Source organism: Paenibacillus glycanilyticus NBRC 16618 (assembly GCF_004000805.1).
GTDB classification, from domain to species: domain Bacteria; phylum Bacillota; class Bacilli; order Paenibacillales; family Paenibacillaceae; genus Pristimantibacillus; species Pristimantibacillus glycanilyticus.
In genome coordinates this window covers 113,077-126,711 of sequence record NZ_BILY01000016.1, presented here as the reverse complement: position 1 = coordinate 126,711, position 13,635 = coordinate 113,077, and the positions used below count along the sequence as shown (strand labels likewise).

Genomic DNA, 13,635 nt, shown 5'->3' with positions numbered 1-13,635 from the left:
AGATTGTCTTGTGGTTACGGCGGTCTTTTTCTATAATAGGGGGAAGGTTAGGCAATAGTAGGAGGGAATTACAAATGGAATATATCAGTACTCGCGGAAATGTAGGCAAAATCGGCTTTGTCGACGCTTTCCTCATGGGTCTTGCGGACGACGGCGGACTTCTTGTGCCTTACGAAATTCCGGTTGTTTCCGCGGCTAAGCTGAAAGAATGGCAGGAGCTCAGCTATCAGGAGCTGGTGCTTGAAATTTTCTCGCTTTATACGAATGATGAAATTCCTTATGAAGATCTGAAGAAAATGGTATACGACGGCTATGCGACGTTCCGCCATCCGGAAGTTACGCCGGTTCATAAGCTGAAGGATGACCTCTATTTGCTGGAACTATTCCACGGTCCTACTTTTGCATTCAAGGACATTGCGCTCCAGTTCATGGGCCAATTATATACGTACGTGTCCCGCAAGCAGAACAAGAAGATCCACATTCTTGGCGCTACCTCCGGCGACACCGGCGCTTCGGCAATCGAAGGCGTCAAAGGCAAGGAAGGCATTAAGATCTGCATCCTGCATCCGAACGGCAAAGTAAGCAAAGTGCAGGAGCTGCAGATGACGACGGTTCAAGAGGATAATGTTCTGAACCTGTCCGTGGAAGGCAACTTCGACGACTGCCAGCGCATCATTAAAGACCTGTTCGCTGATCTGGAGTTCAAAGCGGCTAACCATCTGTGCGCGATCAACTCGATCAACTTCGTGCGCATTATGGCGCAAACGGTCTACTACTTCTATTCGTACTTCCAAGTGGCGAAGCAAACGGGCAAGCAAGACGCAAAGGTGAACTTCAGCGTGCCGACGGGCAACTTTGGCGATATTTTTGCGGGTTACCTGGCGAAGCGCATGGGTCTGCCGGTTGACAAGCTTATTCTCGCTACGAACGAAAACAACATCCTTGAGCGCTTCATCAAAGAAGGCGTGTACAAGCCGGGCGATTTCCGCACGACGTACAGCCCTTCGATGGACATTCAAGTAGCAAGCAACTTCGAGCGTTACCTTTATTATGTACTGGACGAAAATCCGGAGCAAATCCGTTCCATTATGGACGGCTTCAAGTCGGAAGGGCAAATCGTCGTATCCGGCGACGCGCTCCTCAAAGTACAGAAAGAGTTCGCTGCGCATGGCGTAGACGGCCGCGAGTGCCTGGATACGATTGCAGCTTACAATAAAGAAACCGGCTATCTGCTGGATCCTCACTCCGCATGCGGCGTTGCAGCATCGGACCAGCAGGAGGCAGCAGGCTCGGTTACGATCTCGCTGGCAACGGCGCATCCGGCGAAATTCAACGAAGCGATTGAGCTCGTTGGCATCGAGCAGGAGTTCCCTGCGCAAATTCAGGCGCTATTCAACAAGCCGCAGCGTCAAACGCAGGTGGACGGCACGCAGGAAGCGGTCGTGCAAGAAATCGTGAAGTTCTACAACGCGTAATTGACGCGAAAAAAGAGGCTGCTTCGAACAATCCGAATGTAACATTCGGTTTGCTCGGAGCAGCCTTTTTGTTGCGCCTGGTGTGGATGTTTTTGCTTAACCGCGTTTTTGTTCCAATTCCAATAATGCCGTCTTCATCGGAAGACCTCCGCGGTAGCCGGTCATGGAGCCGGTCTTGCCCACAATCCGGTGGCAGGGCAGAACGATCAGGAGGGGGTTAGCGCCTACTGCGGCACCTACGGCCCGGGAAGCCTGCGGACGCCCGATGGTCTCGGCGAGGTCGGAATAAGCAGCCGTGCTGCCATACTGTACCGCGCTCATCGCCTGCCACACTCTTTGCTGGAAATCAGTTCCAACTAGATCAAGCGGCAGCGTAAAAACGTCGAGACTCCCTTGAAAATACTTCGTAAACTCATGCGTATAACGCTCCATTTCCGCGTCATGCCGGACCAGCTCGTAGCCGGGCAGGCGCGCTTCGGCCCATTCGGCCAGCTCCTCGAAGGAAGCTCCTTGCGAGCCGACATAACAAAGGCCGTTATCGGTCGCGGCCAAATGCAGGTTCCAATCGTCATGCTGAAGCAGGGTCCAGTATACATTTTTGTTCATGGCTGTTGTTTCGCTCCTCGGTATTGGGTTGGGGTAAGGCCGGTAACGTTCTGAAATCTAGTCGTAAAATGGGCGGCGTTCGAATAGCCAACCTGCCCCGCAATATCGGTCACGGGAAGATGCGTTGAGGCAAGCAGCTTCATCGCTTCCCGGATACGGATTTGCTGAATATAGGCTGCGGGCGTTAAGCCCGTAAGTCTTTTGAAAGTTCGCTGCAGATGATAAGGGCTCAGATGCAGCACGTCCGCGAGATGGGATAAGGTCAGCGGCTCTTGGTAGTGCGCCTCGATATAAGCGCGGGCCTGCGCTTCCCATTCCTCGTCCGGCAGCTGCCGCTGGACCGGCTTGCATCGTTTGCAGGGACGGAATCGCTCGGATAAGGCATCCTTCGATGTCTCAAAGATCCGGACATGCGAACGGTTTGGGGGCTTCGACTTGCAGGACGGCCGGCAAAAGATTCCCGTGGTGGTCACTCCGTAATACCATTGCCCATCATGCGAGCCGTCATTCGACAGAACGGCAAGCCATTTGTCCTCCGGGATGACGGACGCTTCCGTATTTCCCATTTTCGCTCACCTCCAGGTTTAGTATACCTTGATTAAGCCTCAAACCGTAAGCGGGCACGAATGAAAGCGCAAGATTACGAAAGCGGCGGAGCGATTTGGTGTGGTTCAATGAATGGAGTAGAATGTAAGAAGAATAGAGAAAAAGGGAAGGATGTCCATGACGGAATCAGTGCTGCTGCATATTGAAACGCCGGAGCCCTTCAGTTATAAAGAGACGGTCAATTATTTGCGAAGATCGGCAAACGAGCCGCTGTATCAGGTGGAAGGGGATACCGTTTACCGGCTTATTCCTTCAGGCAGCGGGGAAGAACCCGCGGCGGTTGAGATCCGGGAGTCCGGCAATGGCGGACTGCTTGTGCGGGTCATTGGCGAGGAACGGGTTAGCGATGAACGGCAGCGTGGGATCGAAGCTTACATCCGCGAGTGGTTTGATTTCGATACGGATTTGCTGCCTTTTTACGAAATGGCGGAGAAGGACCCGCTGCTGGTTCATACGATTGGACGTTTTCATGGCTTGCGAAGCGTCGGAATTTCGGATTTGTTCGAGGCGTTATGCTGGGGAATTATCGGGCAGCAGATTAATCTGGCTTTTGCTTATACGCTCAAGCGGCGCTTCGTGGAGGCTTACGGGCAAAGCGTAGTGCGAGAGGGCAGGACGTTCTGGCAGTTTCCGGTTCCCGGGATCATTGCGGCGTTAAAGCCGGAAGATATGGCGTCCATGCAAATGACGGGCAAAAAATCCGAGTATCTTATCGGCGTAGCCAAGCTTATGGCAGAAGGCTCTTTAGACAAGCAAAGCCTGCTTGCGCTTGGTGATTTTGCGGCAATCGAAAAGCAGTTGACGGGAATCCGCGGCATTGGACCTTGGACGGCTAATTACGTGCTTATGCGTTGTCTGCGCTTGCCGAATGCTTTTCCGATCGCGGATGTGGGTCTTCATAATTCGATTAAAGCCTTGACGGGCAGTGAGGCGAAGCCGGCCATCAGCGAGATCAGGCGAATGGCGGAAGGCTGGAGGGGCTGGGAATCCTACGCGACATTTTATTTATGGCGGATATTATACTAAGAAGGGAGTCGGATAGGATGAAATATGAAGGGAAAGTTGCTGTTATAACGGGTGCGGGCAAGGGAATCGGCGCGGCGCTGGCCGTTGCTTACGCAGCCGCGGGAGCCCGGGTTGCGGCCGTCGACCGCGATGCCGAGCTGGTGAAGCAGACGGTGGACCGTATTGTTGAGGCAGGCGGTCATGCCATTGGTTTTACGGTAGATATTAGCCGCCCGGAGGAGATTGAAGCCGCGTTTGCGGCAATTGACGAGCAGTACGGGCGAATCGACGTTTTAATCAACAATGCGGGCTTGGGGAAGTGGAAATCGCCCTTTGACCTGAGCTTGGACGAGTGGGATTACGTGCTCAACACTAACCTGCGGGGAACCTTTCTCTGCGCGAAAGAAGCGGGCAAACGCATGCGAGTAAGCGGGGGAGGCTCGATTGTAAATCTGGCCTCCACGAGGGCGTTGATGTCCGAGCCGAATTCCGAGGCGTATGCGGCTTCCAAAGGCGGCATCGTCGCGTTGACGCATGCGCTGGCCGTATCCTTAGGACCGGATCATGTACAAGTCAATGCGATCAGCCCGGGCTGGATCGAGAACGGCGATTACGAGGCGCTGAGGGGGAAGGATCATACGCAGCATCCGGCCGGACGAGTGGGCAGACCCGATGATATCGTGCGCGCGTGCTTCTATTTGACGGATCCGGAGAATGATTTCGTGACCGGCATCAATCTCGTAGTCGACGGCGGCATGACGCGGAAAATGATTTACGAGGAGTAACTCGGGACTGCCGCTTCTGCTGGAGAAACGCATACTCAGCCTGGAGGGGCTGCCCAGTGCCGCTTCCCATAAAGTCCAAAGAAGCCGTATGTGCCGCCTTCGATCAGTCCAAGGAAGCTCGTATGTGCTACAATGGATTTTTTCCAATGAAATAAGCCGAAAAATGGTTGAACGGTTCCTACGTTGGATTTCGTCCATTAAAATCGGCTGTTTTTGAAGCAAAGAGGCGAATGGAGCGCATTACGCTGGACAGAATCCAACGTAGCCTCTATTCGCCTCTTTTTTTGGTTATTTTATTGGATTGAATCCAACGTAAGAAGCAACTAGGCCGCTCGTATGGAGCTGTTCATAGCAACCGCTCCATGCAATTGCTCAATCGTTACGCCATTTCGCCCTGCAGCTCAAACGCCTCGGCAATCAATCGGTACGACTTCTTGCGAGCTTCGAAGTTGTGGATCGAGCTCATGACAAGCACTTCATCGGCCTGGTATTGCTCGGCCATCTTCAGGATGCCGGCTTTGACCTGTTCCGGCGTGCCGATAACTCTCCGCTCGCGAGCCCGGTTAATCCGGTACAGGTCGGACTCCGTATACGGATAATCGTAAGCCGTTTTTACGGAAGGGAAGCTGAGCTGGTCTATGCCGTTCTCCAGCAGAAGGAAGAATAGATCCGTGCTGAGCGCAAGCTCGTTAGCCTCTTCCTCCGTATCCGCGCAGATAGCCAGCACGGCGATCATCGAATGCGGCTTGTCGTACAGCACGGACGGCTCGAAGTTCTCATGGTAATGCTTCATCGCGGTCTCGCCGCCCGGCGTACCGAAAAACTGCGCAAACGCGTAGTTCGTTCCAAGCTGCGCGGCAATACGGGCGCTCTCGTAGCTCGAGCCAAGCAGCCAGACCTCGGGTACCTGCTCGATGGAAGGAGCGGCATGCAATCCGGCAAAAGGATGGCCTTCCGGCATTTTTCCCCGGAGGTAACCGATTAAATCGATAATTTGCTGTGGATACTTGTTAATATCCACAAACTTGTTTTCCTGAAGCGCACGGGTCGCCGTTGGCATGCCGCCGGGGGCACGGCCGAGGCCAACATCGATGCGGCCTGGGTGCAGAGCTTCGAGCAGCTTGAAGTTCTCGGCAACCTTGTAGGAGCTGTAATGCGGCAGCATAATGCCGCCGGAGCCTACGCGGATGCGCGAGGTTGCCGCAGCCAGATGGGCGATCAGAATCTCCGGGCTGGAGAAGGATAACATTTTGCCGGCATGATGCTCGGAGATCCAGTAACGGCCGTATCCCAGTCTTTCCGCTTCTTGTGCCAGACGGGTCGTGTCCGCCAGCGTGGAAGCCGCATTCTGTCCTTCGTTAATATGTGACTGGTCGAGAATACCCAGTTTGATCATGAGTGCGGTGCACCTCCTGTGCATGTAAGTATGTGCAACCTTGATTATACCCTAATTCGCGAACTGTTACAAAAATAAGTACAGTAGGCGTCAGAGCCGCATCCCATGCCGCAAATATTGACTTCATGCGCTATAAAGGGTATTATTACACAAGCTTGAATACGAATAGTAAGGGTGAAGATCTTGAATTCGAAACTTCAAATTAAGAGCGTAACCTTAGCGGACAAAGACTTGAAATCCGGTTTATTCCAGTACATTATGACGCTTGCCGACGGCTCCAGAGCAAGACTTTTCTACAGCAACAAGCCAGAGTGGCATCTGACAGGCGTAACGCGTCTGCTCAACGTTCCATGCCCGCTGTGCATGAAAGACTACTACTGCGGCTGCTTTGAGAAAAATGCAGAGCTGTTCGACCGTCAAGTGAATGAGCATGATTTTATTCCTGCTTCCATGAGAGCTTAAGCTTTCTAAAATGATGAAACGGCTTCTGCCAAGAGTGAACCATTGTCCTCAAGGACGGCGATTCACCTGGGCAGAAGCCGTTTGTCGTTTTGCCTATTACTAAACGATATTTATTCTAATGCTCCGCCTTCCACGATGTTAAAAGTAATAATTGATCTGATCCTCGCACACGGACATTCTATCTAGAGACTGCGGCGCACATACGATCAGGCGGGTTGCCGTCACCGGGAGCTGATTATCTCCAATGGGGTAGACGCCTTTTTCATTAACGCCAAAGTTTGACTCATTCTTCATCGCATAACTCGCGAATAACGGATCCAATTCAAGCTTTACATACCGGTGATCGCCGCCTGCGGGTTTCAGTTTCAACAATTCAAGCTCCTGAACCCTATTGATGAAGTTATCTGCCAGGACGGTTTGTGGAAATTGCAGCCATCCATCCGATATGCTGCGCTTCAGCGTAATGGATTGTTCTGAAGCATGGTAGACAGCGCTTATGTGGGTATAGCGGCCATTTGCAACAGAATCAACGAATTGGAACAAGGAAAGTTGCGTTGAGGAAAAGAATATGGAGCGCTGGAAGATCTGGAACAGCTATAATGGTAATTGCGGCTGTTAGAAGCTTTTAGTATTGAGGGTGCGATGCGCGTTATTAAATTACTGACTAATATTTTGTTTTACATCTTGCTGTTCTTTATTTATTGGATGCAAAGCTATACCTGGATTTCAACCTTTATATCCTATTTATTTCAAATTAATTTTACCTTTATTAAAGTCATGATGATTGTAGGAGCTGTAATAGCATTGGCTGTATGCTTATGTATTCGATTTATACAAAAAAAATACCCCATCGTATTTAAGCTGTTGATGCTGATTCATCTCGTTCTACTCTTCAACATCATACATATCGTTTCCAGCTTCGATGAACCTATTAAAGTCCCGGTCAAACAAGTGGAACAATAATAATCGAAGGCAGGGGATACCTTGGAGAAAATTCGTCTTCGGGCATGCGCATTAATTGTGGAGAACGACGCGATTCTATTGATCGAGTTCAAGAACGACAATGACGAAGGCGTGCATTATAATCTGCCGGCGGGCGGCGTTGAACCCGGGGAGACGCTCGTGGAAGCCGCGAAACGGGAAGCTATGGAAGAGGCTTGCGTTGAGGTGGAAGTTGGTCCCGTAGCGTTTGTTTACGAATATCAGCCGGTAAAAAATAATTACATTTACGGAGATACGCATTCGGTAGGGGTTACATTTGCATGCAAGCTGAAAAAAGGTTCATCCCCCCAATTCCCTGATATTCCTGATTCCACTCAGATTGGAGTCAAATGGATCCCGATTTCGGAGCTGCCTGCCATTGTGCTGTATCCGGAGATTCAAGAGGATATCATCAACTATTGCCGTGGTGCAGAGTACCGCAATTATGCAGAGGAATACGATATCCAGCAAAGCAAGCAGAGCAAGCTATGATCAAAAGCGAAGGGGCAGTCCGCAATCAATAAGCGGCTGCCCCTTTGCGCATCACATTTCCTTCAGCGCTTTGACTCCCAGCAGCTTTAATCCGTCTTCGAGAGTATCGGCCGTCATGCGGACAAGCGCCAGCTTCGCGGCTTGTTCGGCCGGATTGCCGGTAATGATCTTCTCGTGGTGATAGAACCGGTTAAACGTCTGGGCGAGCTCGATCAGATAACGGGCGGCAACGGAAGGCTCATAACGCTGCGCGGCTTGCGCAAGCGCATCCGGATAGCGCATCAAGGCCTTCGCCAGCTGCCAGGATGGGTCGCTTTCGGCATAGCGGTAATCGGCAGCATCCGCATATCCACCGGGTTCTGCAGGAGCGCTGCTGCCCGCCTTGCGCAGCAAGCTTTGCGTTCTTGCATAAGTATATTGCACGTAAGGCCCCGTCTCGCCTTCGAAGTTAACGACGTCCTCGAGCGAGAAGTTTACTTCATGGAGCCGCGAGTGGAGCAAGTCGCCAAAGATAACGGCGCCAACGCCAACGGCTTCCGCAACCTCGGCTTTACCGGCGAGAGCAGGGTTCTTGTCCTCGATAATGCGAAGAGCATGAGCTGCCGCTTCATCCAGAACATCCTCCAGGAAGACGACCTTTCCTCTGCGGGTAGACATTTTTTGCCCGTCCATCAGCATCAGGCCAAACGGGATATGCTTGCAATCTTTCGCCCAATCGAAGCCCATCCGCTCGAGCACCAGGAATAACTGGCGGAAATGCAAGGATTGCTCCGCGCCAACCACATACAGCAGCTCATTGCCCAACATCTGATCGTGCCGGTAGATCGCGGTGGCTAGATCGCGCGTGGCGTAGATCGAGGAGCCGTCGGATTTTTTGATGATGCAAGGCGGAAGTCCTTCTTCCTCCAGCCGCACAACTAACGCGCCATTGCTCTCCTGGAGCAAGCCTTGACGGGTCAGTTGATCAACTACCGCATCCATCTTGTCGTTATAGAAGCTTTCGCCAAGGTAATGGTCGAAAGCTACGCCGAGGCGGTCGTACAGCTTGTTGAAGGCGGCTAGACTGTCCTCGATAAACATTCGCCAAAAGCGGTTGGCTTCCGGGTCGCCGCTCTCCAGCTTGACGAACCATTCCCGTGCTTCCGACTCCAGCTCCGGCTGGAGCTCAGCTTCCTCATGGAAACGGACATATAGCTCGAGGTAGGCTTTAATGGGATCTCCAGCTTTGTCGGCGGGGTCTCCCCATTTCAGGTAAGCCGTAATCATTTTGCCGAATTGGGTTCCCCAGTCGCCAAGATGATTAACGTTAACCGTATCGTAGCCCACCTTGCGGAGCAAGTTGTAAAGGGCGTTGCCAATCATCGTCGAGCGCAGATGCCCGATGCCAAACGGCTTGGCGATATTGGGGGAGGACATGTCGATAATAACGCGTTTGCCTCCGCCAATCTGCGGTATTTGCGCTCCGCCATTCCGTGCGAATTGTTCGATTACCGCGGCACGGTTGAACTTGAAGTTCAGGTAGGGACCGGCAGCGGATATCGTCCACCGGCTGCTCTCCGGCAGGGAAGCCGCCAGTTGTCCGGCGATTAGCGCCGGGCTTTGCTTCATCAGCTTCGATAAGGCAAAGCAGGGGAAAGCAACGTCGCCAAGCTGCTCGTTAGGCGGAAACTCCAGAAGCTCCGCAATTTGCTGGATCGATAAAGAGCAGTGTTCCGCCAGGCTGGCGGCAATCATTTCTTTTAACATAAGGCAAGCCTCCCGAAAAATGGTGGTCAAAATAAAACATAAAACCCCCGTCTCGTAAGAGACGGGGGTTTATCCCGCGGTGCCACTCTTGTTGCTTGCAGGCAGGCGGAAATGTGAAATAATCGCGCTGCTGGAAGCATCTCGCCGTTGTAACGGTTCTGAACCGGGCAGGCCTACTGAATAAAGGTTCGGCGAGCCATCTCCCGGGTCCTCTTCGCAAAAGGTGCCATCGCCGGCTTTCACCACCCCGGCTCGCTGCTCATGGTCATCGCCCTTGCTACTGTCCCGTTCCTCGATGTTATATAACGACCATCATACTTGATGTTATCTGAATAATCAATCTATTGTTTCATGCGATGGTTAAGAATTTGAATAAACGACTGGCAAGCCACGAAAGTACGCATCACCGTAATCGGTTCCCCATCCTTATACAAGGCCATGGCGGGAACGGCGCGCAGCTCAAGCGGAGCGGCTGTCTGCGGGAACAGATCGATATTGACCGAAGCAACCGTCATTTCGCCGCGAAGAGAAGGGATGGCGGCCTCGAGCTGTCCGGCAATCGTATGGCAGGGGGTGCAGAAGGTGCTGCGGTACAGAACAAGCACGGAGCCTCCGCTCGCGATTGCTTCCTGCAGCTGTTGATCAGTTAGCTGGTTCAAAGACATAGGACGGTTATCTCCCGGATACTAAGATTGAATGATGTCCTCCATTGTATCATCCCAGCTTCAACTGCTCAATTGCCCCGCGAATGATCCGGCATGAAAAATCCATCCGCCGATCCTCCTCCTGCGTCAAATTAAGCTCAATAATTTCTTTGACGCCGCTGCGGGTAATGATGGCGGGAACGCCTGCCGCAACGCCCGTCTGGTTGTATTCCTGCTCGAGGATAGAGGAGACGGCGATGATACGGTGTTCATCGTACAGAACGGAGCGGGTAATGTAAGCAAGCGCATTGCCGATGCCGTAATGGGTGGAGCCCATGCGGGTGTAAATTTCCCAGCCTGCATTCTTGGTCTGCTCGGCAATTTCATTCAGCTTGAGATGGCCGAACCGGACGGGATGCTGGTTCAAAATATCTTGAATAGGCTTGCCGCCAATCGTCACATGCGACCACGCCGGGAATTGGGATTCCCCGTGTTCGCCCAGCACGTAGCCGTGCACGCTGCGCGGGTCGACGGAGAAATGCTCGCAGAGCAGCGTTTTGAGCCGGGCGGAGTCAATGGATGTGCCGGAACCTATAACCTGGCTTCGGGGTAGACCTGACAGTTTCCATACGATATAAGTAACCACGTCAACCGGATTAGCCGCCGCCAGAAAAATACCGTTAAACCCGCTGCCCATAATCCGCGGAATGATATCGCCATAGATATCTGCGACCGTGCTTAGCATGCCCATCCGGTCCTGGCCTTTCGGCGGATAGCCGCCTGCGGACAAAATAACGACGTCCATATCCGAGCAATCCTCATACGTACCGGTATAAATCTTCGTGCGGGAATGAATAAATTCCATGCCATGCGACATATCGAGCGCTTGGGCCACTGCTCTGTCAGGAGTTCGTCCGATTAGCATGATCTCGTCGCATATCGACTGATTGATAAGGGAATACGCGCAGCTTGAACCCACGTTGCCAACCCCGACGATCGCTATCTTGCGCGCTTTGCTCCTCATGCCCATCCAGCCCCTTACCCAAGTGTTGTTACTTCTAGTATATGGGCTTGCATACCAATGATGTGACGGCGAAGTTACGGTCATGTTTGTCTTTCTTACGCTTCGGATAAGCGGACGAACATAGGTTGTGAGAATGGCGCTTCCGCCGTAAGGCTATGTCTAAAGTCTTGCCGGCGAAAGCGAGGATTAGCGATAATGCGACTAAAAACTCCATGATCCTACATAATGCGACAAACATATTTAATATATTATATAGATTAATGTGAAATGAGTGGGCTAGAAAAAAGAAGAAATACCTGTATTTTGTTTAAAAAATAAGCTTTTTTGCCCAAATTCCCCCTAAATTCGTTCATTGGTCGTATTGATTGTATATATTAAATATATTATATTAATATATATGAAACCGCTTTCACCTTAAGAGGGAGAGTTATCCGATTCCGCGATTGTGTGTTATCCATTTTAGGAGGTGGAAGAGACAATGATTGTGAATGAGGCAAAAGCCGAAGTTATGCCGATACCCAAAAAAAAGAACCAGACTTGGTCTAGAGTTTGGTATTTCAGGCATGCGTACTTGTTTATGCTTCCAGCTGTTATTTGGTATTTGGTGTTCAGCTATTATCCGATGTATGGCGTTTTGATCGCATTTAAAGATTTTAAGTACAATCTCGGAATAATGGGAAGTCCATGGGAAGGGCTGCGGTTTTTCAAGCAGTTCTTGAATGATTCCAACTTTTATTCCGTTCTCAAAAATACGCTGTCGATCAGCGGTCTTAAGCTGCTGTTCGGATTCCCGGCACCGCTAGTTCTTGCTTTAATGCTTAACGCCGTGATGCGCAGCAAAATCAAACGCATCTTCCAAACGATTTCTTACCTGCCACACTTTGTATCCTGGGTCGTAGTCGTAACGCTGATGCAAAAAATTCTTTCTCCCAACGTTGGTCTTGTGAATGACATTCGCGAAAAAATGGGGCTCGATTCGATCTTTTTTATGGGAATGCCGTCCTTATTTTATCCGCTTGTCATTTCCTCCGACATCTGGAAGGGCATTGGCTGGGGCTCGATCATTTATTTGGCCGCGTTAACCAACATTGATCCACACTTGTATGAAGCCGCGGAAATAGACGGGGCGGGCCGCTGGAGCAAGCTGTTCAAAATCACGCTGCCAACCTTGGTGCCTACGATCGGCATTCTGCTGATTTTCTCCCTAAGCGGCATTCTGAATGCCGGGTTTGACCAAATATGGCTAATGCAGACGCCAGCTACCTTAAGCGTCTCTGAGATATTGGACACCTACGTGCTTAAGACGGGTATCCAGCAAGGACAATTCGCTTATTCCACGGCGATCGGCTTATTCAAATCGGCCATCTCGCTCATCCTCATCATAACGGTCAACAAGATAGCCAAGAAAGTAAGCGACGTGTCTTTATGGTGATGATAATTCATTTGAGGAGGTGCGGGAATGGGCACGAGAAGAATGTCGGCAGCCGATAAAATATATTCGACCTTGAATTATACCGTTTTGCTCCTATTTTGCCTGACGGCACTCTACCCCTTTATTTATTTTTTGGCGCTTTCGTTTAATGACGGCTATGACGCGATGAAAGGCGGCATTTACTTATACCCTCGCGTATTTACGCTTGAGAACTACTCCAAGGCATTTAATAATCCGCAGGTCTTGAATGCCTTTTGGATTTCCGTTTCAAGGACGGTAATCGTTACCCTATGCTCCGTCATGCTGACTTCTTTGCTCGCTTACGGCCTTTCGCGGAAAGGTCTGCCGGGAAGGAAATACATCGTCTTTTTCTTCTTCTTTACGACCTTGTTCAGCGGCGGATTGATTCCGACCTTCATCTTGTACCGGCAAATTCATATTATCGATACGTATTGGGTGCTGGTGCTGCCCGTGCTGTACGACTTTTTTAACGCGATTGTCATGAAGACGTTTTTTGACGGGATCCCTCCCAGCTTGTCGGAGTCGGCCCGAATCGACGGGGCAAGCGAACTGCAGGTGTTTGCCCGCATCATTCTCCCGCTTTCCATGCCGGTATTGGCTACCATAGCTTTGTTTGTAGGGGTTGGCGTGTGGAACGACTGGTTTACCGGGCAGTTCTTCATCTCGAAAGAAAACCTTCAGCCTGCGGCGACGTTCCTGAACAAAATGATAAGCGAAGCGTCCTTCCAGACCATGACGGGTTCAAGCGGCGGATCGTCCATCCAAAACATGAGCCAATCCCAAATGGAACTGCGGGGCGTAACGCCGGAAGCGCTCCGAATGACATTCGTTATCATCATTACCACTCCGATCCTTTGCGTGTATCCGTTCCTTCAACGGTTCTTCGTAAAGGGTGTGCTGGTAGGTTCGCTCAAAGAGTAGTCGCGAGGGGTATAAGAGGCATTGCCTTTTATATATACA

At 51.3% G+C, this 13,635-nt stretch carries 14 protein-coding genes and 1 other annotated feature; of the genes, 7 read left to right on the top strand and 7 right to left on the bottom strand.

The genetic code is table 11. The features are described from left to right. The first annotated feature begins 74 nt into the window (after positions 1-74). A complete protein-coding gene (gene thrC, locus PGL01S_RS14950; RefSeq protein ID WP_127495413.1) occupies positions 75-1,475 on the top strand; it encodes a threonine synthase in 1,401 nt (466 codons plus the stop codon). Between the two features lie 96 nt (positions 1,476-1,571). On the opposite strand, the gene PGL01S_RS14945 is transcribed toward thrC, so the two are convergent. Then, positions 1,572-2,081, bottom strand: a complete 510-nt coding sequence (locus PGL01S_RS14945; protein WP_127495412.1) for a methylated-DNA--[protein]-cysteine S-methyltransferase — start codon at positions 2,079-2,081, stop codon at positions 1,572-1,574. Continuing rightward, positions 2,078-2,647, bottom strand: coding sequence for a bifunctional transcriptional activator/DNA repair enzyme AdaA (locus PGL01S_RS14940; RefSeq protein WP_127495411.1), 570 nt, complete (start codon positions 2,645-2,647; stop codon positions 2,078-2,080). The genes PGL01S_RS14945 and PGL01S_RS14940 overlap by 4 nt, the downstream gene beginning before the upstream one ends. A 157-nt stretch (positions 2,648-2,804) precedes the next feature. On the opposite strand from PGL01S_RS14940, the gene PGL01S_RS14935 reads away from it, so the two are divergent. Next, positions 2,805-3,713, top strand: a complete 909-nt coding sequence (locus PGL01S_RS14935; RefSeq protein WP_127495410.1) for a DNA-3-methyladenine glycosylase family protein — start codon at positions 2,805-2,807, stop codon at positions 3,711-3,713. 17 nt (positions 3,714-3,730) lie between these two features. Continuing rightward, positions 3,731-4,477, top strand: coding sequence for an SDR family NAD(P)-dependent oxidoreductase (locus tag PGL01S_RS14930; protein WP_127495409.1), 747 nt, complete (start codon positions 3,731-3,733; stop codon positions 4,475-4,477). A gap of 379 nt (positions 4,478-4,856) precedes the next feature. Here PGL01S_RS14930 and PGL01S_RS14925 read toward each other — a convergent pair whose 3' ends face one another. Next, positions 4,857-5,873 carry an LLM class flavin-dependent oxidoreductase gene (locus PGL01S_RS14925; protein ID WP_127495408.1) on the bottom strand — a complete coding sequence of 339 codons (1,017 nt, stop codon included), beginning with the start codon at positions 5,871-5,873 and terminating at the stop codon, positions 4,857-4,859. Between the two features lie 183 nt (positions 5,874-6,056). Here PGL01S_RS14925 and PGL01S_RS14920 point away from each other — a divergent pair, with 183 nt between their 5' ends. Further along, positions 6,057-6,335 carry a hypothetical protein gene (locus tag PGL01S_RS14920; RefSeq protein ID WP_041613660.1) on the top strand — a complete coding sequence of 93 codons (279 nt, stop codon included), beginning with the start codon at positions 6,057-6,059 and terminating at the stop codon, positions 6,333-6,335. Between the two features lie 138 nt (positions 6,336-6,473). On the opposite strand, the gene PGL01S_RS14915 is transcribed toward PGL01S_RS14920, so the two are convergent. Then, positions 6,474-6,704, bottom strand: coding sequence for a hypothetical protein (locus tag PGL01S_RS14915; protein ID WP_127495407.1), 231 nt, complete (start codon positions 6,702-6,704; stop codon positions 6,474-6,476). A gap of 615 nt (positions 6,705-7,319) precedes the next feature. Here PGL01S_RS14915 and PGL01S_RS14910 point away from each other — a divergent pair. Next, on the top strand, positions 7,320-7,808 hold the full coding sequence (locus PGL01S_RS14910; protein ID WP_127495406.1) for an NUDIX domain-containing protein: 489 nt from the start codon (positions 7,320-7,322) through the stop codon (positions 7,806-7,808). A 51-nt stretch (positions 7,809-7,859) separates the two neighbouring features. On the opposite strand, the gene argS is transcribed toward PGL01S_RS14910, so the two are convergent. From argS to PGL01S_RS14895, 3 genes are all read right to left on the bottom strand, one after another. Next, on the bottom strand, positions 7,860-9,554 hold the full coding sequence (argS, locus tag PGL01S_RS14905; protein WP_127495405.1) for an arginine--tRNA ligase: 1,695 nt from the start codon (positions 9,552-9,554) through the stop codon (positions 7,860-7,862). Positions 9,555-9,608: 54 nt separating this feature from the next. Beyond that, positions 9,609-9,856 (bottom strand) — a binding site (T-box leader). 39 nt (positions 9,857-9,895) lie between these two features. Next, entirely contained in the window at positions 9,896-10,219 is a 324-nt protein-coding gene (locus PGL01S_RS14900; protein ID WP_127495404.1) for a thioredoxin family protein, read from the bottom strand. 49 nt (positions 10,220-10,268) lie between these two features. Next, on the bottom strand, positions 10,269-11,222 hold the full coding sequence (locus tag PGL01S_RS14895; protein WP_127495403.1) for an L-lactate dehydrogenase: 954 nt from the start codon (positions 11,220-11,222) through the stop codon (positions 10,269-10,271). Positions 11,223-11,700: 478 nt separating this feature from the next. Here PGL01S_RS14895 and PGL01S_RS14890 point away from each other — a divergent pair, with 478 nt between their 5' ends. Further along, positions 11,701-12,654: an ABC transporter permease gene (locus PGL01S_RS14890; RefSeq protein ID WP_127495402.1), complete on the top strand. Its 954-nt coding sequence runs from the start codon at positions 11,701-11,703 to the stop codon at positions 12,652-12,654. A 27-nt stretch (positions 12,655-12,681) separates the two neighbouring features. After that, positions 12,682-13,596: a carbohydrate ABC transporter permease gene (locus PGL01S_RS14885; protein ID WP_127495401.1), complete on the top strand. Its 915-nt coding sequence runs from the start codon at positions 12,682-12,684 to the stop codon at positions 13,594-13,596. The last annotated feature ends 39 nt before the right edge of the window (positions 13,597-13,635 follow it).

Excerpts from the sequence above, each read along its gene's own strand:
- thrC (WP_127495413.1), top strand. The coding sequence starts at position 75 with ATGGAATATATCAGTACTCGCGGAAATGTAGGCAAAATCGGCTTTGTC.
- PGL01S_RS14945 (WP_127495412.1), bottom strand. The coding sequence starts at position 2,081 with ATGAACAAAAATGTATACTGGACCCTGCTTCAGCATGACGATTGGAAC.
- PGL01S_RS14940 (WP_127495411.1), bottom strand. The coding sequence starts at position 2,647 with ATGGGAAATACGGAAGCGTCCGTCATCCCGGAGGACAAATGGCTTGCC.
- PGL01S_RS14935 (WP_127495410.1), top strand. The coding sequence starts at position 2,805 with ATGACGGAATCAGTGCTGCTGCATATTGAAACGCCGGAGCCCTTCAGT.
- PGL01S_RS14930 (WP_127495409.1), top strand. The coding sequence starts at position 3,731 with ATGAAATATGAAGGGAAAGTTGCTGTTATAACGGGTGCGGGCAAGGGA.
- PGL01S_RS14925 (WP_127495408.1), bottom strand. The coding sequence starts at position 5,873 with ATGATCAAACTGGGTATTCTCGACCAGTCACATATTAACGAAGGACAG.
- argS (WP_127495405.1), bottom strand. The coding sequence starts at position 9,554 with ATGTTAAAAGAAATGATTGCCGCCAGCCTGGCGGAACACTGCTCTTTA.
- PGL01S_RS14900 (WP_127495404.1), bottom strand. The coding sequence starts at position 10,219 with ATGTCTTTGAACCAGCTAACTGATCAACAGCTGCAGGAAGCAATCGCG.
- PGL01S_RS14895 (WP_127495403.1), bottom strand. The coding sequence starts at position 11,222 with ATGAGGAGCAAAGCGCGCAAGATAGCGATCGTCGGGGTTGGCAACGTG.
- PGL01S_RS14890 (WP_127495402.1), top strand. The coding sequence starts at position 11,701 with ATGATTGTGAATGAGGCAAAAGCCGAAGTTATGCCGATACCCAAAAAA.
- PGL01S_RS14885 (WP_127495401.1), top strand. The coding sequence starts at position 12,682 with ATGGGCACGAGAAGAATGTCGGCAGCCGATAAAATATATTCGACCTTG.